Below are 24889 nucleotides of genomic sequence, written 5' to 3' on the forward strand. Positions count from 1 at the left end.
GGTAAGGCCAATCAGGCGAACGTGAACCAGGGTGACGGTAAGGCCAATCAGGCGAACGTGAACCAGGGTGACGGTAAGGCCAATCAGGCGAACGTCAATCAGGGTGACGGTAAGGCCAATCAGGCGAACGTCAATCAGGGTGACGGCGGCGCCGACCAGGCGAACGTGAACCAGGGTGGTGGCAAGGTCCACCAGGTCAACGTCAAGCAGGGCCACGCCAAGGTCAAGAAGGGCAAGGTCAAGAAGGGCAAGGTCAATCAGGCGAACGTGAACCAGGGCGGCGGCAAGACCAACCAGGCCAACGTCAACCAGTAGGAGTCACGTCCCAGGCCGGGAGGCTGAACCCGCACCCGTGCCGACCGGCCTCGACGACGGAACCCGCCACACGACCGTGGCGGGTTCCGTCGTCCTGCCGTGTCGTACGCGAAAGCCCCGACAGCGCGATATACGCGACATGAATCCCGCTGCCGGAACTGCCCACGGGAATTTCCTGGACGGCATTCGAACAACTCCGACCACTTTCCCCTGCGGGAGGAGAATTCCTATCAGGCTCGCCTCATACAGGGCTCCCAGGGCGGTGAGGCGCTGCCCCTCGAGGCGGTCTGCCTCGGCGGCAGGGCCCGCCGCTCGGGGCCGGAGGACACGATGCCCGTGCCGGTCGTCCCGACGGTCCTCACGCCGCCGGGGACGGTGCCCTTGTCAGGAGCAGGGCGCGGCGCACGTCGTCCTGGATCCGCCCGGCGACCTCCGGGAGCCGGTCCTGGAAGTAGAAGTGGCCGCCGTCGAACAGGTGCAGGCCGAGGAAGTGCTCGGAGGCGGCCGCCCAGCCGTCCAGGCGGTGCGGCGGCGCCACGTGGTCCCGGGTGCCGCCGAACACCGAGAGGGGCACCGGCAGCGGTGCGGTGAGGGGCTTCGTACGCCAGGTCTCGCTGATACGCAGGTCCGCGCGGATGGTCGGCGCGAAGAGGTCCCACAGCTCGTCGTGGTCCAGCACCGAGGACGACGTACCGCCCATCGCCATCAGCTCCCGGCGCAGTTCCGCGTCGGACAGCAGATGCCGGCGCGTGGGGTCGCCGTCGGGGTGCAGCGTGCCGCGTGCGGACACACCGAGCCAGGCCGGCGGTGTGCGGCCCAGATCGATGAGCCGGCGGGTCAGTTCGTACGCGACGAGCCCGCCCATGCTGTGCCCGAAGAACGCGAAGCGGCCCGTCAGCCGGCTGTCCAGCTCGTGCAGGAAGTACTCGAGCAGGGCACCCGTGTCGCTCAGCGGGGGGCGTTCGTCGCGGGGCCCGCGGCCCGGTGCGTCGGCGGTCTGTACCTCCCAGTCGGCCGGGAAGCAGGACGGCCAGTCGCGGTACATCAGATGCGATCCACCGGAGTGGTGGAACACGAACAGACGCAGTTGAGGCTCTTCGGCCTTTGGCATGGGGGCTCCATCGACGAGACACTCCGGCGTCCGGCCCGATGACCTGGATCCCGGACCAGGGGTAGGAGTCGGGACGGTGCGGTCGCCCGTCCCGAAGGTCTGTCAGGCCATGATCCAAGGGGCCTGGCCGCGCGTCGTACCGCCTGCCGGTGACGGCCGGTGGGTGTCCCAGGCCGGCTGCAGTGCGGCCGAGACGATGCCCCACAGGTGGCCCGCGGTCAGGGTGCGCACCGGAACGGTGACCTGACCGGCGAGGCTGACGCCGTAGGCGGACTCCAGGGCGCTGACGATGCCGATGAGGGCCATGGAGTCGAGCCCGTACGCCTCCATCGGCACGTCGACGGCGGGCGCCTTGTCCTTGCCCAGGCCGGGCAGGCCCTGCCGGAGAATCGTCTCGAACCTCGCGTTCCACGGAGTCTGGGCCATGGGTACGGACTTCCTTCCGGCTGCCTGGACTGTCCAGGGCGCGCAACGCCTGCGCGTCCGCCTACACGGTGCCCGCCCCCACTCGAGCGGCCGTCGAAGGACGTTCGAACGCGCCGCTCCGGCCCGCCTCTTCGGCCGAACGGTCAGGCGGCGTGGCAGAGCGCCGCGGGGCCGGCCGGGACCGCGGCGTGGGACACGGCCGCGGGAGGGGTGGCTCGGACGATGGCCGCGGCCGCGGGAGGGGTGGCGTGGACGGTGGCCGCGGCCTGCGAGCGGCCCCGTGCGAAGACGACGAGGCGCAGCACCGCGAAGCGCGCCAGGCCGGCTAGTGCGGAGGCGGACAGGTAGACGACCTGCTCGAGCAGCGCACCGGGCGCTGCCACCAGCAGCTGCAGGACGACCATCGCCACGCAGGTCACCGCATACGCGGCCGTCGCGGACCCGGCCGACTGCACATGCTGGCGCCAGGTCGCGCGTCCGCCCGCGCCGAAGGTGAAGCGGGCGTGCAGCTCGGTGGCCAGGAGCGTGGAGGCCACGGTGATCACGGCGTTGGCCAGGGCCCAGGGCAGCCAGGAGGCGAGGGCTGCCACGGCGAAGCTGGAGGCGAGCCCCACCCCGCCGCCGCAGAGCACGAAGCGGGCGAAGGCGGCGAAGGCGCCAGGCGCTGCCTGCTGCCGACCGCGTGCTGTCTCCATGATCCGCCCCCTGATGGCTCACTCCGACGAAACGTGACGCCATCATGGCACACATGTGGCGTCGCGCGGAGTCGCCCGTGACGCCATTTCGGCCACTCAAGGGTTCCGCAACGCGCAGGGGGGCGTAAGGGAGTCGTAAATGCGCAGGTCGGCGGCGCGGTGCGCGTACTCATCGCATCCCTGTCGTGGCCCAAGTCCGCAAAGACCTGCGGCTTTTCGGGTCGCGCGCGGGTGTGGCCTCGTTGTGGCTCATATGTGGCGCAGGTTGGCTCGTAATGACGCCAGATGTGTGCCATAATGGAGCCACGGAAGCGGAACGGCGCCATACGGCGTACGACGTAAAGGAGCCCCACCATGTCCGTCACCATGAGCGACCAGGCCATGCTCACCCTGCCGTCCACCCGGAACCTGGGCGGCACGTCCGTAGCCGAACTCGCCGACCGTGTCCTGTGCGATCTGACGGCAGCCATGGAGCTGCTCGGGGAGCCGGCACCGGAAGACTCCGACCACGTCCGCGGCACCGCCGCCACCGTCTGAGCCTTTGCCCGGCCCCGCAGGGGCGAGCCCACCCCCCACCCACGGAAGGAAAACCCCGATGAACACGCCTCTCGTCCCCCACGGCCTCCCCATGGAACGCGATGCGGGCCCCTTCGACCCGCCCCGCGACATCACCCGGCTGCGCGAGGCTCGCCCCGTCAGCCCCATGGTCTTCCCCGACGGTCACGAGGGCTGGTTGGTCACCGGCTACGACGCGGTCCGCCGGCTCATGGCCGACACCCGGTTCAGCTCCCGCCAGGACATCGGCGTCCTCCACGTCCCGTACGAGATCCCCGGCATGCCCGCCGCCACCGAACCGTCCCCGCAGATCCCGGGCCTTTTCATCAGCATGGACCCGCCGGACCACACCCGGCTGCGGCGCATGCTCACCGGCGCCTTCACGGTCAAACGCATGAAGCAGCTCGAAGAGCACATCATCGACATCGCCGAGCGGCGACTGGACGAGATGACACGCCTGACCCCGCCGGTCGACCTGGTCGAGGAATTCGCGCTGCCGGTGCCCGTGCTGGTGATCTGCGAACTGCTCGGAGTCCCCTACGCGGACCGGGAGACCTTCCAGGCCAACACGGCCAAGTTCCTGGAAAAGGACGCGGCGCTCGACGAGAAAATGGCCGCGTACACCGGCCTGACCACGTACCTCGCCGAACTGGTCACGGGCAAACGCGCCACCCCCGGCGAAGACATCCTGTCCGACCTGGCCCGCCGTGAAGACCTCACCATCGAGGAACTGACCGGCATCGCCTTCCTGCTGCTGCTCGCCGGCCACGAGACCACCGCCAACATGCTGGGGCTGGGCACGTTCGCGCTGCTGGAACACCCCGAGCAGGCGGCCCAACTGCGCGCCGACCCGGATCTGATGCCCAACGCCGTCGAAGAGCTCATGCGCTACCTGTCCGTCGCCGACATCTTCTACCGCTACGCCACGGAGGACATCGAGCTGGGTGGCGAAACCATCGGCAAGGGATCGACCGTCGTCGTCTCCTTGCTGGCCGCCAACCACGACCCCCAGCGCTTTGACAACCCCGACACCCTGGACATCCACCGCAAGGCCCGCGGCCAGCTGGCTTTCGGCCACGGCGTCCACCAATGCCTCGGTCAGCAACTGGCCCGCCTCGAGATGCGCGCCGGTTTCGCCGGCCTGCTGCGCCGCTTCCCGACCCTGAAGCTCGCCATCCCCGCCGGTGAAGTGAAACTCAGGACCAACATGAACATCTACGGCGTCCACGAACTGCCGGTCACCTGGACGGAAACGGCCCCGTAGGAAAACGACGCGGCACGACGCCCGACGGCCACGGCCGCCTCGCGTTGAAGCGGAGCTGTTCACCGGCGCCGAGGTGCAGTCGCTGCTCTCGTCGTCCCGTCCGCCCGTGCAGGCGGAAGGGACGACGAGCAGGCACGCGGGACCTGCACCCGCGGTGCGGGGATGTCCAAGGTGGCAGCGCCCACTCCACCTCGGCGCCGCACTTGCCGGCGCCGAACGGCGCGTGAAACCCCGTGTCCTGCGGCTCCCGGTTCGGGAGCGGCAGGACACGGGGCTCGGGCTGCATTCATGCGGGCAGCTGCGGGGGGGCTTGCGTGATCAGGACCCGATCAGTGTCCAGTAGGCGTTGACCTCGCCCCAGTTCGACCAACCGCTTGCATTGCTCTGGGTGTAGCCCATGTGGCCGCCGCTACCGAGTGCGAAGGCCGTGTTCCGGTTGGTGTTCGGGTCGTAAATCGCGGTCGGGTCACCGGTGAAGTTGTTCCAGTAGGCATTGGCCTCGGCCCAGTTGGACCAGCTGGCGCCGTCGTTGGTGCTCTGGGTGTAGCCGATCCTGCCGTCGCCGCCGCGCGCGAGCAGCGAGATCGACTTCGTGCTGGCGTTGTACACCGGGTGGGGGTCGCCGGTGAAGTTGTTCCAGTAGGCGTTGACTTCGGCCCAGTTGGACCAGCTGGCGCCGTCGTTGGTGCTCTGGGTGTAGCCGATCCTGCCGTCGCCGCCGCGCGCGAACACCGTCATCCGCTTGGTGACCGGGTTGTAGATCACGTGGGGGTCGCCGGCGAAGTTGTTCCAGTAGGCGTTGACCTCAGCCCAGTTCGACCAGCTGGCGCCCGCGTTGCCGCTCTGGGTGTAGCCGATCCTGCCGTCGCCGCCGCGCGCGAACACGGTGACCTTCTTGGTGTCGGGGTTGTACACCGCCGAGGCATCCCCCTTGAAGTTGCTCCAGAAAGCATTCACCGGAGCCCAGTTCGACCAGCCTGCGCCGTCGTTCGTGCTGGTACTGATGCCCATGGCTCCGTCAGACGCACCACGGGCGAAGAGCATCGTCATCTTGGCGTCCGGGTCGTACACCGTGCTCGGTGTGCCCTGCAGCGCCCAGTACGCGTTGGCCTCGGTCCAGTTCGACCAGCTCGCTCCGCCGTCCGTGCTCTTGGTGAGGCCGAGGTGGCCGCCGGACCCGAGGCCGAACAGCGTCATCGACTTGGTGTCGGGGTTGTACACCGACCAGCTGCTGTCCGAGGTGGCGCCGTTGTCGACAGTGACGGTGACCGGGCCGTAGGTGTGGTTCTGTCCGTCGATCTCGTTCGCGGTCACCGAGATGGTGTAGGTGCCGCCTGGCAGGGTGCTGGTGTTCCATGTCTTGGCGTAGTTGTCGGCACCGGTGCCCCCGTCGATGGTCTGGGTACCGTTCGGCCCGGTGATCTTGTAGGTCAACGAGTTGATGACCTTCTGGGAGCTGGCCATCGCAGTGAGGTTCACCGCGCCGGAGACCGCCTGGCCGGACGCGACGGCTGCGCCGTTGGCGTCGATGCCGACGTTGAAGCCCGCGGGGATCGAGCCGCCGGTGGTGGCCGCGCCGGCGCTGACGTAGCCGATGACCCACATCTCGTAGCTCTGTCCGGCGAAGAGCTTGTTGCTGGGGTTCCACGCCGCGCCGTTGCCCTCGTCGGTCTTGACGGAGCTGGTGGACCACCATGGGCTTCCGCCCCCACCCTCGTCACCGCCGATGTCGGACAGCAGGCCGTTGCTGTAGCTGGTCACGAGGGCGATGTGGGAGCCCGCGGAGGGGTACTTGTCGTCGCCGAAGACGACGGCGTCGCCGGGCTGGGGGATGTAGCCACTGTCGATGGTGTGGTAGCCGGGGGTGCTCACCCACGAGGGGACCGACGCCGGGTTGCTGGCCGGGACGGGTATGCCGGCCTGCTGCCACACCCAGGAGACGAAGTCCCCGCACCAGTACTCGCCGGTGCCGTTGTTGCCGGTGCAGCTACTGGCGAAGCCGGTGCCGCCGGCGCTGTTCGTGCTGCAGTACCCCTTGCCGAGGTTCGCGTTGGCGATGCTCACGACCTGCGCGCCGGTGGCCGCGGACGCGGGCGTCACTCCCAGGCCCAGCAGCGCGACGCCGCTGAGGGCGAAGGCGGTCAGGCCGGCGAGGGCGCGGATCTTGGTGCGGTTGCGTGCAGTGGGCATGGGAATCCCTTAAATCATCGTCAAATTGAGGTAGGGAAAGGTGCCACCGGGTGGCGTGCAACGCCGGGACGCATCGCTCCTGTGGAGCTCGGCGCGCTTCGGGTCGTGAAAACGTCGCTGGAATTTCCGACGCGGGTCCGCGAATAAGGAGCCGGCTGGTCCTGGTCGTACTCACTGCGGAGGTGTCGCGCTCCAGCCGGGGAGGGCGGCAAGGAGGGTGGCCACAGCGGCTGCGACGTGGAGGGCGCTGTCCGTTCCGTCGCCACTGAAGAAGAGGCCGAGATCTACGCCGCTGGGTCGGGGCCGGGTCCGCATGTGTTCGATGCCAGCCCGGGGATCGAGGTGGGCCCACAGGGTGTCCAGGACGCGCTCGGCGTCGGCGGAGCTGGGCTGGGGCAGGTCGGGACGGGTGAGGACCAGGTGGACGAGGTGCATGGCTCTCCTAGTCCCAGCCGATGCCGTCCGTCTGCTGCGGCGTCACCGCGGCGGCGACCGGGGCGGCCACTGCGGCTGCTGCCGTGGGGGCCTGGTCCCATCCGATGCCGTCGCCGAGGGCGGTCGTCGAGGCGGATCCGGCCGCGAACGCGGGAGTGGCGATCAGCACGGCAATCACCGCGGCACGAACGATTTTCGACATGGCAGTCCCCCGAATCGGAAACGAAAACAATTCTTGCTTTCCGGATTTGATGTACCGTCGCCGGATTTTCCTTCCGTCCGGCGTTCTGAGAAAAGCATGCCCCGCGGCTACCGCTGTCGGAACGATGTCGCTGGGGCACCAAGCTGCCTGGCACGTTGGTGCCTGCCCCGCAGACCCGCGCCGTTGCGCGGCGGGCCGGGCGCTGACAGGATCACGGCTGCACGGGTTGATCTGCTGGCGTTACGACGCGCACGGGGGTGCGGCAATCATGGTGCTCGGCGTCCTGGGCCTCGAACCGGTGGCCGAAGCGGTGTATGCGGCCCTGCTCCAGCATCCGCAGTCGGACCTGTCCAACCTCCTCGCCGTCACGCAGTTGCCCGAGGCGGAGATCCGCACAGCACTGGACGACCTGGCCGACCGCGCGTTCGTCCGTTCCTCTCGGGACATCCCGGGCGGGCTTCGGGTCGTCAGCCCCCAAATCGCTTTGGACCTGATGGTCCGCCGGCAAGAAGCCGATTTGGCGCGCCGGGCCCAGGAACTCGCCGCGAGTAAGGCTGCGGCTGCCGAGGCCGTCGCCGCCTTCGGTTCGCTCGTCCCCAACACACCCGTGGACGGGGCGGAGCGCCTGGTGGGAATGGACGCCATCGAGGCCAAGCTCGAGATCCTCGCCAAGGAACTACGCCACGAATGCCTGTCGGTGATGCCGGGCGGCGCCCAGTCGCAGGCGAGCCTGGACGCCTCGCGCCCGCTGGACGCCGACGCGCTCGGCCGCGGGATCGCGATCCTCACGCTCTACCAGGACAGCGTCCGCAACGACCTGGCCACCCACACCTACGCGCACTGGCTGACCGAGAACGGCGGCGAGGTCCGCACCGCACCACTCCTGCCACCCCGCATGCTCATCTTCGACCGCGAGGTCGCCGTGGTCCCCATCGACCCCGCGAACACCAAGGCCGGCGCACTGTGTACGCGCGAGCCCGGGATTGTGGCCTCCCTCGTCGCCGTATACGAGCAGGCCTGGGCGACAGCCGTGCCGCTCGGCGCGGCCGCCACCCGCGACACCGACAGCGGCCTCACCTCGTCGGAACGCGAACTGCTCGCCCTCCTGGCCCGTGGCATGACCGACGAAGCCGCCGCCAAACGCCTCGGCATCGGCCTGCGCACGGTCCGCCGCCAGATGGCGGCCCTCATGGAGCGCCTCGGCGCCAGCAGCCGCTTCGAGGCCGGTCTCAAAGCTGCTCAGCGCGGGTGGCTGTAAGCGGCAGCCACGACGTGTCCAGGGCGTCGTGCTCCTCGGCCAGACGGTCCGTGGGAAGCCTGTTGGCGGCCGCGTCGTAGCCGCTCGTGCTCTTCGGCACGGTGTCCGCGGCCTCAGACACACGCTCTCAGGTGCGGATAGGCTCGACATCGCGATTCGCAGAACGGACGCGAGCATTGCAGGGCCGCGCGGTGGTGATCGGAGCCGGGGGCGCAGGGCTCACCACGGCAGTGTGTCTGGCGGAGTCGGGCTGGGCCGTACGCGTCGACAGCGATCGGCCGCCCGGTGAGACGTCGAGCCGGCACACCTGGTCGGCCCATGGAGCAGGGAGACCCTGTCGGTCCTGATCGCAGCACAATGGCGTCGGCGAGGAGTTCCGCCGCCGGAATGACCACCGCGTCGCAGGTATCGGACAGCAGAGAGTGGATCTCGGTCTCGTCATCCGGGCGAGCCACCCGGGTGGTGCATGCGGCCATGTCCCTCGGTTCCACTGTGTTCGGTGCCGGCGTGGAGTTCCGCGCCGCGCGGCGATCCTACCGAGCAACTGCACATCGCCCAGCGGTAGTTGAGTGCGACGCCACATCATCGGTGTAGGTGAGCCAGGGCCCCTTCGTGCACGGGGTAGGGGCGTTCACTGGGCAGGAGTTGCCGTGCGGCGTCCAGGTCTCCGTCCTGTACGTACGCATGGATGGTGTGGGCGAGCGATGTGATGTCGGTGATGGAGACGGTCCACTCGTCGGCGTAGAGAAGTGCGGCTTCGCCGGCGAGGCCGAGCTGGAGCGACCGGTGGGCAAGTGGCTGAAGGTGCAGGTCGCGTTCGGGGTCCCATTGCACCCGGGCCGGAGCCCGCTTCAATTGGCGCTTCCACGTGGGGCGGTCGGCATGGAGCCCATGCTCGAAGTGGGACAGGCAGGCGTGTTCCAGTGCCCACTCGAAGCCTTCGCGGGAGATCTCGATGGCGAGAACGGTCTCCTGTCCTTCTTTGCTGCCCCACCCGCAGCGGTACATCATCCACAGGAACGACGGCTTGATCCAGGTCATCCGGTCCCGCTGCCACACCGCCGGGAAGCGACCCTCCCGGGCCGCCGGCAGGCCAATCTCCGGGGCGTACGCCTGGTAGACAGTCACCGTGGAGTCCGTGTGCAGGGCTCGAATCTGGTATTTGGGTTCTGCCACGGGGACCAGGGTGGACACACGGTTTCGCGCGTGCCATCGAATTACCGTGCGAGGCCGCCGAGCCTGCGACAGCAGATGAGAGTGGCGGCGATGCCGACGAAGGCGAGGAAGTGTGCGGCCCTGCGCTCGTAGCGGCGGTGCATGCGGCGGCATCCGGCAAGCCAGACCATCGTTGTGCGAGCGGTTGTGTTCGTCCTTCCGGGCTGGGAGTTCGCTCTGGCCCCTCTCGCGGCGTGGCAGGAACAGGCCCGTGCCGAGGCAACCGCCTCGGCAATGGTGACGGTGTTGCCGACGGCGGCCACGGCTCCGGATTCCTCCCGCGCCTTGCAGTCGTTGCGGTTGCCCGGCAGGCTCGGCCGACCACCACGACCAGCCGGCTGTCGGGATGGATGTCAACCTGTCGGTCGGCGGAGCATCGACAGTTCAACTCGTCCGACGCCGGGAGCCTGTGGTCCCAGACGGAGATCGGGCCGGCCACACGCCTACGGCCGCCAATCGTTCAATGAACGCAGAACTCGTTGCCCTCTGGGTCGTGCATCACGGCGAAGAAAGAACCCGAGGCCTCCGAGTCCTCGATGCGCAACCGGGCCGCGCCCGCGCTCTCCAGCCGGGCCACCTCGGCAAGCACTCGCTCCTTGCGAGTGGCAAACGGGACGCCACGCCCTCCGCTCACGCCCAGATCAAGGTGCAGCCGGTTCTTGACGACCTTCGGTTCGGGTACCTGCTGGAACCAGATCCGGGGGCCGCCGCCATCCGGATCGATGACGGAGTCACTGCAGTCGCCCGCGCCCAGCTCCGCCTCCGGCAGGCCCTGGCCCAGCCAGTACGCGCGCCAGGTAGCGAACGGTGCAGGCGGCGGCTCGACTTCGTACCCCAGCGCAGCGGCCCAGAATGCCGCGAGCCGCTCGGGCTCGGCACAGTCGATGGTCAGCTGGAGTTTGCGATTAGTGATCACCGGCCAACAGTACTGGCCATGCGAACCCCGACCGCGCGACCTCCGAACGCACGCTGCTCATCACACGAAGATCAACACTCACAGTGCGTGCGAGACCACAAGAAGTGGTCCAGAGTCCGAAGTCATCCACATGGCCGACTGTGTTGCCGTCCGCGAGACAAGGCTGGTCGCCGTCATATTCAGGAGGCTTGATCAGTGGTGGTGAGTATGGTGACGCGCATCAAGATGCGATCGAGGGGGCGGAACGTGTGAAGCGGCAACGGCTGTGGCTGATCGCCTGCGGGGCCACGGTGGCGGTGACGCTGCTCGCGGCCTGCAGCGGTTCGGGCGAGGATTCGGGGGCGGACGCGACGCCGTCGGCGAAGGCTTCGAGGGGCCGGACAGCGGCCGCGGTGTCCGACAGGGCCGTGAAGGCCGACCAGGTCAAGTCCGCTGTGGAAGCCCGGATTTCTCCCTATGAAGAGCGCTTCGGCTCTGGTGTCAACTCGCCCTGTTCAACGGCGACTTCCACGATGTTCACGCAGGCTTGCGCGGTCGCGGCGAAGGAGACGAACACCGATGCGGCGTATGCCCTGAAACAGATCCAAGGACAGCAAGGGTTCGCCACGCTGCGTTCGGCTGCACAGAAGATCCAGACCGCAGCGGCCACGTATCAGCAGTGGGGTTGTGGGACGAGCCCGACGAAGGCGGCGACCCGCCACGCGTGCCTGAAGCCGGCGGCCGTCCTCGCCCAGGGCTTCTCCGACCTCCGCGACGGCGTCAACCTCGGCCTTGCCGGCAAGTAGTCAGAGGCCAGTTCCACCACGACGTCCCGGACCATGACGGTGCCTGGTCGCGCGCCCAGGCAGCCAGCCGGTTTCTCTCGGCTGATGCCCTTCACCATCGAGAGGGAGAAGCCTTCACGACCCAGTCCAGCGTCTGTCCACTCGATTCCGTTGCTCGTGATCGGGAACCTGGCGGACAGGTACGCCGCGTGTTCGTGACTGTCGAGCCTCATGGTTGGCACCGGTCACCCGGGACTTGCCCGACCGCTCGTACCCTGCGCCGGGTGACAAGAGCTGCGGTGATGGCTGTGCCGAGGCAGCCGTAGCCGAGGGACTGCTGGTCAGCCCATTCCGCCGATCCACCCTGCTGCATCGAGCCGGAACGCTCCAGGCGCTGCTACGGCGCGCAGGTCGTCCTCGATTGCGCGCAGGCGTTCCTCGCCCAGGACGGCGGCCCAATCCGCACGCAGTCGGTCGAAGATCGCGGCTGAGCGGGCCAGTAGGTCATACCCTCGCTCGGTCAGCCGTACGAGCCTGCGCCGGGCGTCGGCGGGATCATCGGTGCGTTCGGCGTAGCCGAGGACGACCAAGCGGTCGACGGTCTTGCCGGCCGCCTGTTTGGAGATTCCCAGGCGGCGGGCGATGTCGCTGGCGGCGCTGCCTTCAAGGCCGATCGCCTGCAACGCGAAGCCGTACGCCGGACGCACATTCGGATGGCCCTGCCGGGCCAGTTCGGCGTGCACTCCGTCGATGAGCGTGCGGAATCCCGCGAACAGCAGCAGCGGGAGTTCGAAGCCGGCCCTGGCCGGGCCTGGGTCCCCGCCCGTCGCTCCAGCACCCTTGGCCGGAAAGGCAACCTGGTTTACCATCTGATCGTCAACCATATTGACCATCTTAGGAGGGTGGCATGTTCGCCGCACACAGCGTGGAGAGCGCTCCAGAAGCGTCGCGACCGGCGATGCATGCCGTGGCTGACGCATCGGGTGGCACGGTGCCGGACGCGGTAGCGCGGCTGGCTGCATCACCCGAGTTGCTCAACGGATTCCTGGCCCTGAGCGCAAGTTTCGAGCGTTGCACGCTTGATCCGCTGGCCAGGGAGGTCGTCATCATGACGGTCGCCGTGCGTAACCAGTGCCACATCTGCGTCGCCATGCACACCGGCAAGCTCCGCAAACTCGGCGCGGAAACGGAGCTGATCGCCGCCCTGCGCGAGGAGCGGGCGCTGACCGACGAACGGCTGGAAGCACTCCGGATGTTCACGCTGGACGTCCTGTCCACCGCCGGCGGGGTGGACGATGACGCACTCAAGGCCCTGAGGGCACACGGGTACACCGAGCGCAACGCACTGGAAGTCGTCCTGGGCGTCGGTACATACACGATGTCGACATTCGCCAACCGCCTTGTCAGGGCCGTGTGAAGGTCGAGCCTCGTCGAGCTCGGTGAGCCGGCGCTTCGATACGCCAACGCGCAGCGGGTCCGCTGGCTCGGCATTGTCGTCGTGCCTCGATGTGCGTCGGCGGCTCCAACGATGAGACCGGCGACGCTGGGCATCATTGTGTGTTCATGGCGGCGGTTTCGCCGACGAGGCCGGCTGCTGTGCCGCTCGCGCCGTCCGGTCAGGAAGCCCGTGCCGTGCGTACCGCGCGTGTCACCTCGGGCAGCGGGTCGGCTCGGCGGGCCACGTCGAGCAGTGCGTGCAGGGAGTGCTCGGCCGGACCCAGCCGCGGCTGCCACTGGGCGACGATGCTGACCGGGCGGATCCGCCCGGCCGGCCGCAGTTCGATCAGTTCTCCCTCCTGCAGTTCCCGGCTGACCGCCAGCTCCGGCAACAGCGACACCCCGTGCCCGTGCCCGGTCAGCCGCAGCAGCGCTGACAAGGAGCCCTGGATCATTGCCAGTTGGGCCCCGGCCAGCAGGTCCTGGCCGAAGCGGTCCACCAGCATCTCCGAGGTGCACCCGGGCTCCGCCACCAGGAAGTCGTAACGCAGCATCTCCTCGGGCTCCACGACCTCCTTGCCGGCCAGCGGATGGCTCGGTGCCGCCACCAGCACCGTCCGGTCGTGCCCGACGACCGCATGGGGGCCGAGTGCCCGGATGCCGTTGTCGTACTGGAAGGTCAGGTCCAACTCGCCGGCGGCGAAAGCCTGTTCCAGCGTCCGTCGGTTGGCGACCGTCAGCTCCACGTCCGCGCCGCCGTCCGCGCCGCCGTCCGTGCTGCCCGCTCCGTACTCCAGCGCGGCCAGCACATCCGGCATCCACACGTGCGCCAGCGACTCCTGCGCCCCGATCCGCAGCCGCGGCCGGTCACCGCGTGCCGCCCGGCGCATCCGTTCCTCCAGTTCCAGGGCCTCGCGGGCGTGCGGCAGCAGCCGGGCGCCGGCCTGCGTGAGCACCGCCCCGGTGCCCGCGCGTACCAGCACGCTCACCCCGAGATCCGCCTCCAGCCGCTTGATCTGGGCGCTGAGGCTGGACTGTGCGTATCCCAGAGCCTGCGCGGCGGCGGAGATACCGCCATGGTCGGCGACCGCGACGAGAGCACGCAGATAACGGGAGTCCACGTCGGCAGCATAACCGCCATCGGACTTTCCGATGGGGGTATCGGATTTACGGCGTCGCAGGCCGGGGGCCGTCGGGACACGCTGCAGCCATGACTACAGCCGGCCCCCTCTCCCGCCCCTCCGGCGTCGCCGCGCCGGAGGCGCACGCACCGTCCAAGTTCCTCTCCAAGCTGACGTTCGCCGGCATCGCCACCGGCAACCTGCTCGTCCTGCTCGACACCTCGATCCTCAACGTGGCCGTGCCCGATGTGCAGAAGTCCCTGCACCCGGCCGCCGCCGCACTGCCCTGGGCCGTCGACGCCTACACCGTCGTCTTCGCCGGACTGCTGCTCGCCGGCGGCGTCGTCGCCGACCGGTGGGGTGCCCGGCGCGTGTACGCCACCGCGCTCGGCCTGTTCGCCGCCCTGTCCGTCGTGTGCGCCCTTGCGCCCAACGCCGGCGCCCTCATCGCCGGCCGTGCGCTGCTCGGTGCCGCGGGTGCCGGCCTGGTGCCCGCCTCCCTGGCGCTGCTGATCCACCTGAACCCCGACCCCGCCCGCCGCACCCGCGCCATCGGTGCCTGGACCGCCCTCAGCGGTCTGGGAGCCGCCGCCGGACCCGTGCTCGGCGGCACCCTGGTCGAACTCGGCGGCTGGCGACTGGTGTTCCTCGTCAACCCGCCGATCGCGCTGGCCGCCCTGCTTCTCGCCCGCCGGCTGCCCGTGCCGCCGGTGCGTGCCGCCCGCGCCCTGGACCGTCCGGGCCTCGCCCTGTCCACCGCCGGACTCGGTCTGCTCACCTTCGGCCTGGTCGAGTCCGGCGTCGACGGCTGGGAGTCGCCGCATGCCCTGATCCCCATCGCAGCCGCGCTGGTCTCCTTCGCCGCCGTCGCCCTCGTGGAGCGCCGGGTGGCCTCCCCGGTCCTGCCGCCGGCCCTGCTGGCCCTGCCGAAGGTACGGGCCGCGTTGGTCGCCGCCGCGGTGTCCTGCTTCGCCTACTTCGGCGGGATGTACATGTTCGCGGTGTGGCTGCAGCGCACCTACCATCTGACCCCGTTCAAGGCCGGTCTCGCCTCGCTGCCGATCGCATTCCCCGTCTGTGTCATGCCGTTCTTCACCGGCCGGCTCGTCGCCCGCCACGGCCCCCGCCCGATCCTGCTGACCGGGATGTCGGCCTCCGTTGTCTCCGGTGTGCTGCTGGCCTTCGCGGTGGGCCACCACCCGCCGCTGCCGCTGATCCTCGCCGCCGAGCTGACCCTCGCCGCGACCGGCACCCTGTCCATCCCCGGCGCCGCCGCCACCATGGCCGTCTCCGCCCCGCCGGAGTACGCCGCAACCAGCCAGGGCGCGCTCAACGGCATCCGTCAGGCCGGCTCGGCCCTCGGCGTCGCGGTGCTGGGCACTCTCGGAACGCTCACCACCTCCGGTTACGTCCTCATCGGCATCGGCCTGGTGGCCGTACTGCTGGTGGCGAAGGCGACGGCGAAGCCGAGCACCTGACGGACCGACACCTCACGTCTGCGACGCGCACGAACCGACGCCCCGGGTAATTCCCCGCCCCGGGCGCCACCCGCCGCCTGCGCGCCCTGCTCGTCCTGACGAACCTCGAAGTCAACCGGTGACAGACGACCTACTCCGCAGACTGCCGCCCAGCACCGGCATGAGCACCTGAGAACCGGTCACAGCAGCCCTTTGACCTGCGGCTTCAAGTTGGCGGAGCCTCACTGGGCATGGAGACGGCGCAGGAGTTCGTCTTCCGACAGATTTTCCAGGTGGGTGAGAAAGACCCACATGTGACCGGAGGGGTCTTTGAGGATGACGGTGCGGTCGCCGTGGAACATGTCCTTCGGCGGCTGGACGATCTCGGCGCCCGCAGCCTTCGCGCGCTCCGCCAGCGCGTCGACGTCCGGCACGAAGACGTGCAGGGTGACGGGGGTTCCGCCGAGTGAGGTCGGCGCGGCGAACGCGGCGGCCTCCGCCTCGTCCACACTCGCGTCACCCAGCATCAGGGCCGACTGCCCGATGGTGATCTCCGCGTGCAGGATCCCACCGCCCGGCGCGTCGATCCGGAACTCCTCACGCGCGCCGAACGCCCTCCGGTAGAAGTCGATCGCCGCGGAAGCATCGTCGACCATGATGTGCGGGATCACTGCGTAGCGGTAGCGGTCGGGGATCACATTGCTGACGGTGCGCTCTGGCATGGCGGACCTCCTCGAAAAGGCGCCGCAGGTCGGTTTCTGCGGCTCTGGAAGGACCGTAAAAGCTCAAGCTTCATTGAGGTCAAGAGCCGAGTCCGCCGAGCGTCCCACGCACGATGCCGCCCTCCACCTCTCGCCGCGCCGATCCGGGCAGTGAACGCCCGCCGTCGAAGGAGATCTTCACGAGGTCGAACAACGTCTTGGAGCCGAGGTGTGCTCGGGCGCCGGGTCACGGGCGTGGAGCAGTCTCCGCCCGGTGATGAACGCCGCGCCTGACGCGATGATCGCGGCGCCGAAGGCCAGGGCCAGGACCAAACCGATCGGCCACAGGCGCAGGTCGCGCTGCTGCTCCGGCCGGCGCTGGGGCAGAAGTGCTCTCACTCCTCCACCACAGCATCACCGACCGCCGCCGTCGGCGGCAACGCGCCGCCAGCCGCTGCGTGTCCCCCAGGGATGCGGCATAGATCCCGGACAAGCCCCCATATCGAGGTTCCATGGAAGCGCTCAAATCCAATGAACGGGGGGTCTCATGTCAGATGGTCGGAACGCGGTCGAACCGGTCGTCGTCCCGGCCGTGCCGGCCCGGCCGGAGGAGTACGACACCGCAACCCGGGCCGCGCTCGACCACATCGACCGCCCGGGCACCCCGGAGGCGGTGTCGTGATGCCCAGGTCGCGGGCGCGCCTTCGTCGGGGCTGGGGATCCGGGTGGTGGTCGTCGATGCGGCGGGGTGTCGCATCGCGGTGATCGGGACGGCGCCGGGCTCGGTGCTGGGACCCGTGAAGAGGCGGTGTTCCAACCCTGCACCGTTCAGTGCCTTGAAGATTCCTTCGGCGATCCCGCTTCGTCGACGGGGCTATTTGAACTCCTCACGTGGTGCTCAGGAGTGGGGCAAACCTGCTCCGTTGATCTCCCAAGACATCCGGTGCTTAGCCGGCGGACAGAGCTCGCTGCGGAGGTGTACCAGATCCCCCGGGGCAGGGGCAGGGGCGGGGCGACGAGCAACCTGGGCGCTCAGGTCACGATTGGGGTGGTTGCAAGGCGCCAGCGATGACGGTGGTCACCATCTTGCGGATGGCGGCTGTCTGCGGTGGGGCGCTTGTCCGGTCGGCGAACAGCAGGTGCCCGGCCCCGACGAGGGTGGGGGCGACCGTATCGACGTCGGCGTCACCGGCCAGGCGCCCCAGCTCCCGCTCGGCGGTGAGGTATGCGGCGATCATGTCGGTGCCCTGCACGGCCAGTGGGATGCCGGTCAGACCGGCCTCGCGCAGCCGTGCGCGAAGGCCGTCGCGGAAGGTGATGAGCGCGACGATTGCCACCGTGACCGGACCGAACAGGTCTTGCAGCGCGTCGGCGAGGTTGTCCACCACGCTCCCGGTGCCGGCGGCTGCGCGCAGAGTCGTGGTTCGGTCCTCGATGCCGCGGACGCGGTCGAGGACCAGTTCCGCCAGGAAAGTGTCGAAGTCGGTGAAGTGCCGGTGCAGCACGCCCTTGGCGCAGTTCGCCTCCTCCGTGACCGCCCGGCTGGTCAACGCGTCGGGCCCGTGCCGAAGCAGGACGCGCTCGGCGGCTTCGAACAACTGGCCGCGCACGTTGTGGATGTGCACCCCTGACGGCATTGTCTTCCTTCCCGCGCCGCCCCGCCTTAACAAGTGGGCGTCCGCCCATTAGTGTGGGCGCATGCCCACTTTATCGCAGGGACAGCCGGACAAGTCCGGACCCGAGCCCCACCGCCACCGGCAGACGGCAGAGTCGTTCGGCGTGGACGCCGAACGCTACGACCGCGCCCGACCGCCGTATCCCGAGGCCCTGGTGGACAGGATCGTCGCGGCAAGCCCCGGTCGGCACGTCCTCGACGTCGGAGCCGGGACCGGCATCGAGGCCCGGCAATTCCAGGCGGCCGGCTGCACGGTGCTCGGTATCGAGCCCGACGAGCGGATGGCCGCCTTCGCGCGACGCAGCCGTGTCGAGGTCGAGGTCGCCAGGTTCGAGGACTGGCAGCCGGCCGGGCGGCAGTTCGACGCGGTCATCGCCGGCACCGCCTGGCACTGGGTGGACCCCGTCGCCGGCGCGGCCAAGGCGGCCCAGGTCCTCCGACCCGGCGGCCGACTCGCCCCCTTCCACCATGTCCCCCAGCTCCCGGCCGAGGTGATCGACGCCCTCGCAGAAGCACTCCAACGGGTCGCCCCCGATTCCCCGTTCAACCCCGGCCTGCTGAGAGGATCGGCCGTGGACGCCTACCAGCCACTGTTCGCGAAAATCGCCGACGGGATCCGGCAGACGGGCAGGTTCAGCGAGCCGGAACAGTGGCGCTTCGTCTGGGAACGCAGCTACTCCCGAGAGGAGTGGCTCGACCAACTCCCCACCTTCGGCGGCCTCACCCAACTCTCCGCAGACAAAATGGCAGAGGTCCTGGACAGCGCCGGGACCGCGATCGACAAGCTCGGCGGCCACGCCACCATGCCCTACACATCCGTCGTGATCACCTCGACCCGCTCCCATACAGCCTGACCGCCGCAAACGCCGGGCGTCGCCGAGCGCGAGCAGACTGGTGAGCACGGCAACGCCCCCCGGGGAGGCGGGAAGAGGACTTGCAAGCGGGGAAGGTTCTCAGGCATCTTGCCCCGGGCCTCGACCGTCAGCAGCAGCGGCGCCCCCGTCGCGCGCATCGAGGCGGAGCGCCGGTGCTCAGGCAGTGCCGGGCCCGCGCACTGGGGTGCCCGTCCAGGGAAGAGCCAGGGGCTCAGTACCCCCCCGCTCACTGAAATTCCCCACCCTGTACTCAGGCTCGGGACGGACCTGCTTGCCTTGTTTCCCCCCACCCTCTGCTCGCGGGTAGGCCTCGTTCCAACTCGCTCGTCGGAGCCGCATCCCGAACCGGCGCTCTCTCATCAAATCCAACGGCTTGGCGAAGATGGTTAGTTCCGGATAGGGACGTGATGTTTCGCCCAGCCCGTTGACCTGTCGCAGCACACCGTGGCGGTCCCATACTCCAGGACCTGACGAACCGACGGGTGAAGGAGCACGGTGAGCGCGGCAGCGTCAGCAGGGACCTGGAAGCTCGGGGACATGGAGGTGAATCGCATCGGCTACGGCGCGATGCGACTGACGGGCAACGGCATGATGGGGAACTCCGACGGCACACCGATCGACCGCGATGCCGCCGTCGACCTGCTGCACAGTGCGTTCGAGCAGGGCGTCAACCACATCGACACGGCTGCCTTCTACTTCTCACCACTGCGGTCCGCGAACGAGCTCATCAACCGCGCCCTCTCGTCCTGGTCCGGCGATGTGGTCGTGGTGACCAAGGTCGGCCCGGGGCGTGATCCCTCCGGCGAGTGGCTCGACACGGTCCGCCCCGACCAGTTGCGTGGCCAGGTCGAGGAGAACCTGCGCCAGCTCGGCCGGGACTGCCTGGACGTGGTGAACCTGCGCGCCGGCGGCCCCCGCACGGCCTCGCTCGCCGAGCACTTCGGCGCCCTCGCCGAGCTGCGCGAGGCCGGCCTGATCCGGCACCTCGGGCTCTCCGCTGTCCTGCCCGAGCACGTGGCCGAGGCCCAAACGATCGCGCCGGTGGTCTGCGTGCAGAACTCCTACGGCCTGGACTGGCGCCGCGCCGACGAGAGCGGGCTGGTGGACCTGTGCGGGGAGCAGGGCATCGCCTTCGTCCCGTTCTTCGCGGTCTCCGGCTTGCGGCGCGAGGCAGCCGCAGGCCAGGAGCAGGACGCGCGCGTCCAGTCCGTCGCCCGCGCACACAATGCGACGCCGGCCCAGGTGCGGCTCGCCTGGACCCTCCACCGCGGTCCGCATGTGCTGGCCATTCCCGGCACCAGGAACCCGGCGCACCTGGCAGAGAACATCGCCGCAGGAACCCGGCGCACCTGGCAGAGAACATCGCCGCAGGAGCCCTGCGCCTGACCGAGGAGGAGTTGACCCTCCTCGACACGCCGGACGAGAGCACCGCCTGAGCCTTTGCCCGCGATGCTCGGTGAACTTCCCCACTCCGTTGAAAACCGGACCGAGTGGGGCGAGGAGTCTCACTGGTCGCAGGGCTCTGTACGCAGTCTTGTGAATCCCCAGGTCAGCGAGGGTTCCGTACGCAATCTTCCCGAACGCTTGACCTGGCAGTATTTGAACATGTTCAAATATGAGGGTCCGGGGGGTCAAGGAGGAAACTGCCGTCGTCCGCGCGGCAGATCTCACGAGGAGGCACGGTGGGCTCGGGTGCAGCGGTCATCGCATACGCCTTCCTGATCTACACAATCCTGATGGCGCTGTTCTGCGTCTTGATCGGGTCCAGGACCTCCTGGAGGATGGGCTGGCTCATATCGCTTCCGGTGATCTTCGCGCCCTGGGGTTTGGTGCTGATGGGGTTCGCCATCAACTGACCGGTCCCGGCGGCCGGGACTGGGACGGCACCCACCGACGATGGGGCGACTCCGATCAACGGCGTCATCGCCGGGCGACAGCACCGACCGGTGGTGTCACGGAACTGCGGCCAGAGCCCCTTTCGGACAGCCCCATCACCGAGGCTCCGGCCTGGCTCGTGGTCGGACTCAGCTCACCCACAGCTCTTGACCATTGCTCCTATTGAAGATCGAGAGACGAAAGCCCTCGAGGTCGCCAGGCGGCGTCCGGGAGTTGCTGTCGGTCGTGGTCGCAGCCGCGGCCGTCACGTGGTGCCGCGCGCCCGAAGGAAGCGACACCCCAACCTGAGGAAGAAGCCTAGAACCGTGACTGCCAGTCCGAAGTTGAGCGCATCAAAGACCTCGACGACGAGGTGGGGCGCGCCCAACAGGCCCGGCACCCTGGCGCAGATCATCCCTAGGCCCATGAGGAGGGGGAGCCATGCCCAGAGGAAGCGCATGTCCTGGTCGGAGCGCTCGGTCGTCCGAACTCGGGTCCGCTCCCACCGCCGGCTGCCGAGGCCACCGAGAACCAGCACACATCCCATCGCGACCACGGACCAGTCCATGAACCGCAGCATCACAGCTCCCTCGATCCGGAAGGATCTTCCTCCGGTGGGTGACCGCAGGCAAGGGGCTGCGAGCACCTCACGAGGATTCGGCCCTGGTCGACCGGATCCGGCCTCAACCACGATGCTGTGCTGTCGACCAGAGTAAGCCGCGCTGGCGGGGCCGTGGGGGCGAGTCGGAGTCGATCCTCTCCCCAGAATCCTCAGCTTGGGAAGCGGCGGCACCCGTGCTGCGAGCCGACTCCTGATCCGCCCCACCCGCTGACGTGGCCCGACCATCCCCGTGCTAGGTTGCGCCCCTTGATCGTGAAGGTTATGTGGGGGCCTTTCATGAAGCTGGCGCGATTCTCGCAGCCAACCGCCGCAGTGCTGCTCGTGGGACTGACGACTGTCATCGGTCCCGCCGCGGTCGACTCGTACGCGGCGTCGGACGTACCGCTGCCGATCGCGCACTTCTCGCACATGGTCGTGGACGAGCCGCACGGACACCTGTTCATCAGCGGCGGCACCGGCACCGACGGCATTCTCGTCACCGACCTCGACGGCGGGAACCCGACGATGATCAGTGGTGAGCCGGGTGCCACCGGTCTCACCCTCTCCGACGACGGATCCGCACTGTACGCGGCTCTCCCGGACCAGGACGCGATCGCGGCGATCAGCACGCAGGACCTGACCGAGTCGGCTCGTTACGACACGGGCGCGGGCACCCATCCGGACTCGCTGGCCGTCGCCGGGGGCACCCTCTGGTTCGGTTACGGCACAGCAGGCGTTGGCGGCATCGGGTCCGTCGACGGAGCCGGTACGGTCACTTTGCGGCAGGATTCCGGCAGTTGGGCAGCAGCGCCCATGCTGGCGACGACCCCGACGCCTTCCGGCGTACTCGCGGCCGCCGTGCAGACGGGCGACACCTCCGCCTTCGTCACGTACCGGGCCGAGGGCGGTGCGCTGACCCGACAGGCCGCGAAGGCGCTGCCCGTCCCCGACCTGAGCGACTTCGCGGTCACGGCGGACGGGCTGCATCTGGCGGTCCCGTCGTTTCAGGGCGCGACCGCCAATCGGTACCGCACCTCGGATCTGGCGGTTGACGGGCAGTTCGCCACGGGGGTGTACGGCAAAGCTGTCGCTGTGGCCCCGGACGGGACCATGGCCAGTGGCGACCGCGGAGTCGTCACGTTTCCGGAGACGGGCGAGGGCTACTACACCGAGTACTCCTACGCCCGGGAGCTGAACTCCGCGGCACACGGCCTCGCCTGGGCGCCGGACGAGAGCCGGGTCTACGGCGTGGCCGTCGACGCCGCCGCGGGAACACCGACGCTCCACATCTCTCGTAACCCGGAAATCGCGCCGGTCACGCTCCACGGAAGCTGGACCACTCCGCTCGCCCCCGGCGAGGCCTACTCGTTCGTGGTGTCGCCCGATTCGGCCCTCAGCCTCAGCGCCGGAGAATCCATGATTCCCGGCACCGTACGCATCACGCGCTACGACGACGCCGATCCGGACGGCGTGCTCGTCCCGGACCCGACAGCCACCCCGGCAAAGAGCCCGGTCAGCTTCTTCGGCTCCTACCGCGTCGACGGCACGGCACCCCTCACCGGTCAACTGAGCTTCCGCGTCGACTACTCCGGAAGTGGCCACTACGGACCGGCCAGCCGCCCCTTCGACATCCCGGTCGCCAAGTACGCGCCCACCATGGCGCTGACCGCTCCCTCCTTTGCCGATCGTGCCGCACCGCTGACCGTCACCGGCCACCTCACCTGGCCGCATCCGCATGTGACGACCGGCGCGGTCCACGTCGTCAAGACCGATCTGGCGCACCCCTCCGGCTACTCGGTGGGCACCGTGCCCGTCGCCGCCGACGGCAGCTTCGCCTTCCACGACACCCCGCAGCTCGGCAGCGCGAACACATACGCCTTCACCTACGACGGTGGCACCTCCTACCTCCCGGTCACAGCGTCGGCGAAGGTGCAGGTATCCCGAGCCACTCCGACCCTGAGTGTGGCGACTGACGCGAAGTCGTACCACTCCGGCGCGACCGCCAAGGTCACCGCGCATCTGGGGACCACGTACAACTCCCGCGCCGTGACGCTGTACGTCCAGCCCGCGGGCAAGTCGCGGACGCAGCTCAAGAGCGGCAACGTCGACGCGCAGGGGAACCTCGTCGCGTACTGCAAGATCACCCGCAACACCGTCTTCAGCGCGGCCTTCGCGGGGGACTACCGCTACGCGCCACGCACAGTGACCACCAGTGCGACCCTCACGCCGACGGTCCGGACGGAGATGCAGTGGCCGCTCTCGACCACCCGCATCGGATCCACCACCTACCAGGTCTTCTACAAGTCCGAAGTCAACATGGGCTTCAACCTGCAGGTCACTCCCCATCAGTCCGGCGGCTGTACGTCGGTGTACGTCGAGCACTACTACTCGGGGGCCTGGCACCAGGTCACCTCACAGAATTGCGTGCCCTTGTACTCCGACGGCTGGTACGGCTACGGCCGGGCTCTGAAGCTCTTCGCGAGCAACGACCACTACCGCATCCGCGGCCACTACACGCCGCCGGCCAAGGGCGCACAGACCGGCAGCGCGTGGAGCCAGTGGACCTACCTCACCGTCCGCCCCGGCAGCCCCTCATGAGGCCGGGCAGTGCCGAGACGGTTGGCCAGCTCGGGTCCATGGCATACGACCGACAAACCTCGCACGCAGCGAAGTTCAAACAAGCAAGCGTGTTCGTGCTTGCAGGGCGTCCCGCAGGGCCTGGGGCCGAGGCCGTCGAGGCCTAGGACGTCGCGATACGGATGTGCCCGGGCGGCCGGCACGGCGGCCGTTGATGGACGGCGTCGTGATGTGCGCAGCGGTGGCGAGGTGCGCGCGGCCGGAGTGCTTGCCGTCGTAGAGGGCGGCGTCGGCGGCCCGCTGCAGCACGGTCAAATCGTGGGAGCCGACCGTGTCCGGGGTCGCGGCGCCGACCGAGGCGGCGACATCCACCGCCCGGCCACAGTCGAGGACGACCGGGGTGTGCAGCATCCGGACCAGCTGCGCGAGGCGCTGCTCACGGCGGCCGGCGGGCAGCTCCAAGACGACGGCGAACGCATCGCCCCCGAGACGGCCGACGGCGGCGCGCGGGCCCGCCCAGGCGGTGAGCCGGGCACCGAACGCGGCGAGGACGGCGTCCCCAGCCGCGTGGCCCATCGTGTCGTTCACGGCCTTGAAGTGGTCGGCGTCGACCATGACCACGGCCCCGTTGCCGCGGTGGCGGGCCAGGAGCCGACGGGCGCGGGCGGTGTAGGCGTCGCGGCGCAGGAGCCCCGTCAGCGGGTCGCGACGGGTCGCGGCGAGCTGCTTGTGCAGCGCGATGGCGTGCACGGCCCAGCCGGCCGGCGGCACGGCGGCGGTGGTCAGTAAGAGTGCGCGCTGCCCGATTCGGGCCTGCACACGCAGGACGGAGTCCATACTGGGATCTCTCCCTCTCGTCTCGTACGGGTTGGGTAGGCCCGGGACAGGCGGCTGGTTGTCCGCCGTGGCGCCTGCCCCGGGGCCGAGCCACAGCGCGAAGTCGCTGCGGCAGCTCCAGCTGACGGGGGTGTGCCAGAGGCCGGCCTTCGCAGCGGGCCACTCCATCTCCCAGCCGGGCCGAAGCCCGCGCGCTGCCCAGCTGTCCGGCTGCTTGCCGGGGATCTCGAGTCCGGCCATGTGCGCGGCGAGCGCGGCGTCGTACACCTCGTGCGCGCGACGCAGGGCCGCGGCGGGGGAGCCGGCGACTCCGGTGAAGGCGTGCAGGCCGCGCCGGTCGGGATGGCTGGTGTCGTGTATCGGGACATCGACCTCGTAGACGCGCAG

General features: G+C 69.2%; 26 protein-coding genes and 3 pseudogenes. 13 read left to right on the forward strand and 16 right to left on the reverse strand.

Annotation, left to right across the window (positions count from 1 at the left end; genetic code table 11):
* Positions 1-315: pseudogene (locus ACWGJ5_RS42005) on the forward strand (hypothetical protein); the annotation flags it as partial.
* A gap of 358 nt (positions 316-673) precedes the next feature.
* On the opposite strand, the gene ACWGJ5_RS42010 reads toward ACWGJ5_RS42005, so the two are convergent.
* From ACWGJ5_RS42010 to ACWGJ5_RS42020, 3 genes are all read right to left on the reverse strand, one after another.
* Positions 674-1426 (reverse strand): thioesterase II family protein, encoded by a 753-nt coding sequence (locus ACWGJ5_RS42010; protein ID WP_453314880.1) that lies wholly within the window; start codon positions 1424-1426, stop codon positions 674-676.
* 102 nt (positions 1427-1528) lie between these two features.
* Entirely contained in the window at positions 1529-1852 is a 324-nt protein-coding gene (locus ACWGJ5_RS42015) for an acyl carrier protein (RefSeq protein WP_228627071.1), read from the reverse strand.
* Between the two features lie 143 nt (positions 1853-1995).
* On the reverse strand, positions 1996-2547 hold the full coding sequence (locus tag ACWGJ5_RS42020; protein WP_453314881.1) for a hypothetical protein: 552 nt from the start codon (positions 2545-2547) through the stop codon (positions 1996-1998).
* 354 nt (positions 2548-2901) lie between these two features.
* On the opposite strand from ACWGJ5_RS42020, the gene ACWGJ5_RS42025 reads away from it, so the two are divergent.
* On the forward strand, positions 2902-3084 hold the full coding sequence (locus tag ACWGJ5_RS42025) for a hypothetical protein (protein WP_453314882.1): 183 nt from the start codon (positions 2902-2904) through the stop codon (positions 3082-3084).
* Between the two features lie 58 nt (positions 3085-3142).
* Positions 3143-4366: a cytochrome P450 gene (locus tag ACWGJ5_RS42030; protein WP_453314883.1), complete on the forward strand. Its 1224-nt coding sequence runs from the start codon at positions 3143-3145 to the stop codon at positions 4364-4366.
* 318 nt (positions 4367-4684) lie between these two features.
* Here ACWGJ5_RS42030 and ACWGJ5_RS42035 read toward each other — a convergent pair whose 3' ends face one another.
* From ACWGJ5_RS42035 to ACWGJ5_RS42045, 3 genes are all read right to left on the reverse strand, one after another.
* On the reverse strand, positions 4685-6556 hold the full coding sequence (locus ACWGJ5_RS42035) for a hypothetical protein (RefSeq protein WP_453314884.1): 1872 nt from the start codon (positions 6554-6556) through the stop codon (positions 4685-4687).
* 171 nt (positions 6557-6727) lie between these two features.
* Positions 6728-6991, reverse strand: a complete 264-nt coding sequence (locus ACWGJ5_RS42040; protein WP_453314885.1) for a hypothetical protein — start codon at positions 6989-6991, stop codon at positions 6728-6730.
* Positions 6992-6998: 7 nt separating this feature from the next.
* Positions 6999-7193: a hypothetical protein gene (locus ACWGJ5_RS42045; protein ID WP_453314886.1), complete on the reverse strand. Its 195-nt coding sequence runs from the start codon at positions 7191-7193 to the stop codon at positions 6999-7001.
* A 268-nt stretch (positions 7194-7461) separates the two neighbouring features.
* On the opposite strand from ACWGJ5_RS42045, the gene ACWGJ5_RS42050 reads away from it, so the two are divergent.
* Complete coding sequence (locus ACWGJ5_RS42050; protein ID WP_453314887.1) at positions 7462-8451, forward strand: LuxR C-terminal-related transcriptional regulator; 990 nt, start codon at positions 7462-7464, stop codon at positions 8449-8451.
* A gap of 194 nt (positions 8452-8645) precedes the next feature.
* Positions 8646-8798, forward strand: a complete 153-nt coding sequence (locus ACWGJ5_RS42055; RefSeq protein WP_453314928.1) for a hypothetical protein — start codon at positions 8646-8648, stop codon at positions 8796-8798.
* A 235-nt stretch (positions 8799-9033) separates the two neighbouring features.
* Here ACWGJ5_RS42055 and ACWGJ5_RS42060 read toward each other — a convergent pair whose 3' ends face one another.
* The 3 genes and pseudogenes from ACWGJ5_RS42060 to ACWGJ5_RS42070 form a co-directional block, all read right to left on the reverse strand.
* Positions 9034-9627: a DUF4291 domain-containing protein gene (locus ACWGJ5_RS42060; RefSeq protein ID WP_453314929.1), complete on the reverse strand. Its 594-nt coding sequence runs from the start codon at positions 9625-9627 to the stop codon at positions 9034-9036.
* Positions 9628-9801: 174 nt separating this feature from the next.
* Positions 9802-10081, reverse strand: a pseudogene (locus ACWGJ5_RS42065) (IS5/IS1182 family transposase); the annotation flags it as partial.
* A gap of 45 nt (positions 10082-10126) precedes the next feature.
* Positions 10127-10579 carry a VOC family protein gene (locus ACWGJ5_RS42070; RefSeq protein WP_453314930.1) on the reverse strand — a complete coding sequence of 151 codons (453 nt, stop codon included), beginning with the start codon at positions 10577-10579 and terminating at the stop codon, positions 10127-10129.
* A gap of 191 nt (positions 10580-10770) precedes the next feature.
* Here ACWGJ5_RS42070 and ACWGJ5_RS42075 point away from each other — a divergent pair, with 191 nt between their 5' ends.
* Positions 10771-11367 (forward strand): hypothetical protein, encoded by a 597-nt coding sequence (locus ACWGJ5_RS42075; protein ID WP_453314888.1) that lies wholly within the window; start codon positions 10771-10773, stop codon positions 11365-11367.
* A 320-nt stretch (positions 11368-11687) separates the two neighbouring features.
* On the opposite strand, the gene ACWGJ5_RS42080 is transcribed toward ACWGJ5_RS42075, so the two are convergent.
* A complete protein-coding gene (locus tag ACWGJ5_RS42080) occupies positions 11688-12230 on the reverse strand; it encodes a MarR family winged helix-turn-helix transcriptional regulator (RefSeq protein WP_453314889.1) in 543 nt (180 codons plus the stop codon).
* A 23-nt stretch (positions 12231-12253) separates the two neighbouring features.
* Here ACWGJ5_RS42080 and ACWGJ5_RS42085 point away from each other — a divergent pair, with 23 nt between their 5' ends.
* Complete coding sequence (locus tag ACWGJ5_RS42085; protein ID WP_453314890.1) at positions 12254-12763, forward strand: carboxymuconolactone decarboxylase family protein; 510 nt, start codon at positions 12254-12256, stop codon at positions 12761-12763.
* Between the two features lie 199 nt (positions 12764-12962).
* Here the strand turns inward: ACWGJ5_RS42085 and ACWGJ5_RS42090 are convergent, their stop codons facing one another.
* Complete coding sequence (locus ACWGJ5_RS42090) at positions 12963-13904, reverse strand: LysR family transcriptional regulator (RefSeq protein ID WP_453314891.1); 942 nt, start codon at positions 13902-13904, stop codon at positions 12963-12965.
* An 89-nt stretch (positions 13905-13993) separates the two neighbouring features.
* Here ACWGJ5_RS42090 and ACWGJ5_RS42095 point away from each other — a divergent pair, with 89 nt between their 5' ends.
* Positions 13994-15382 (forward strand): MFS transporter, encoded by a 1389-nt coding sequence (locus tag ACWGJ5_RS42095; protein WP_453314892.1) that lies wholly within the window; start codon positions 13994-13996, stop codon positions 15380-15382.
* A 221-nt stretch (positions 15383-15603) separates the two neighbouring features.
* Here the strand turns inward: ACWGJ5_RS42095 and ACWGJ5_RS42100 are convergent, their stop codons facing one another.
* Together ACWGJ5_RS42100 and ACWGJ5_RS42105 are read right to left on the reverse strand one after the other, a co-directional pair.
* On the reverse strand, positions 15604-16083 hold the full coding sequence (locus ACWGJ5_RS42100; RefSeq protein ID WP_453314893.1) for a VOC family protein: 480 nt from the start codon (positions 16081-16083) through the stop codon (positions 15604-15606).
* A gap of 177 nt (positions 16084-16260) precedes the next feature.
* A complete protein-coding gene (locus ACWGJ5_RS42105; protein ID WP_453314894.1) occupies positions 16261-16461 on the reverse strand; it encodes a hypothetical protein in 201 nt (66 codons plus the stop codon).
* Between the two features lie 148 nt (positions 16462-16609).
* On the opposite strand from ACWGJ5_RS42105, the gene ACWGJ5_RS42110 reads away from it, so the two are divergent.
* Complete coding sequence (locus ACWGJ5_RS42110) at positions 16610-16744, forward strand: hypothetical protein (protein ID WP_453314895.1); 135 nt, start codon at positions 16610-16612, stop codon at positions 16742-16744.
* 355 nt (positions 16745-17099) lie between these two features.
* Here the strand turns inward: ACWGJ5_RS42110 and ACWGJ5_RS42115 are convergent, their stop codons facing one another.
* Positions 17100-17699, reverse strand: coding sequence for a TetR/AcrR family transcriptional regulator (locus ACWGJ5_RS42115; RefSeq protein ID WP_453314896.1), 600 nt, complete (start codon positions 17697-17699; stop codon positions 17100-17102).
* A gap of 61 nt (positions 17700-17760) precedes the next feature.
* Between ACWGJ5_RS42115 and ACWGJ5_RS42120 the strand changes: the two genes are divergently transcribed.
* The 3 genes from ACWGJ5_RS42120 to ACWGJ5_RS42130 all read left to right on the forward strand — a co-directional run bounded on the left by ACWGJ5_RS42120 (position 17761) and on the right by ACWGJ5_RS42130 (position 20468).
* A complete protein-coding gene (locus ACWGJ5_RS42120; RefSeq protein ID WP_453314897.1) occupies positions 17761-18591 on the forward strand; it encodes a class I SAM-dependent methyltransferase in 831 nt (276 codons plus the stop codon).
* A gap of 558 nt (positions 18592-19149) precedes the next feature.
* The gene (locus ACWGJ5_RS42125; RefSeq protein WP_453314898.1) at positions 19150-19998 is read left to right on the forward strand and encodes an aldo/keto reductase; all 849 of its coding nucleotides are present in this window, start codon (positions 19150-19152) and stop codon (positions 19996-19998) included.
* Between the two features lie 296 nt (positions 19999-20294).
* Positions 20295-20468, forward strand: coding sequence for a hypothetical protein (locus tag ACWGJ5_RS42130; RefSeq protein WP_453314899.1), 174 nt, complete (start codon positions 20295-20297; stop codon positions 20466-20468).
* A 284-nt stretch (positions 20469-20752) separates the two neighbouring features.
* On the opposite strand, the gene ACWGJ5_RS42135 is transcribed toward ACWGJ5_RS42130, so the two are convergent.
* Positions 20753-21067, reverse strand: a complete 315-nt coding sequence (locus ACWGJ5_RS42135; protein ID WP_453314900.1) for a hypothetical protein — start codon at positions 21065-21067, stop codon at positions 20753-20755.
* A gap of 363 nt (positions 21068-21430) precedes the next feature.
* Here ACWGJ5_RS42135 and ACWGJ5_RS42140 point away from each other — a divergent pair, with 363 nt between their 5' ends.
* The gene (locus ACWGJ5_RS42140; RefSeq protein WP_453314901.1) at positions 21431-23686 is read left to right on the forward strand and encodes a hypothetical protein; all 2256 of its coding nucleotides are present in this window, start codon (positions 21431-21433) and stop codon (positions 23684-23686) included.
* Between the two features lie 156 nt (positions 23687-23842).
* Here ACWGJ5_RS42140 and ACWGJ5_RS42145 read toward each other — a convergent pair.
* A pseudogene (locus ACWGJ5_RS42145) lies at positions 23843-24502 on the reverse strand (GGDEF domain-containing protein); the annotation flags it as partial.
* Positions 24503-24889: the final 387 nt, after the last annotated feature.

Source organism: Streptomyces sp. NPDC054783 (genome assembly GCF_053611725.1).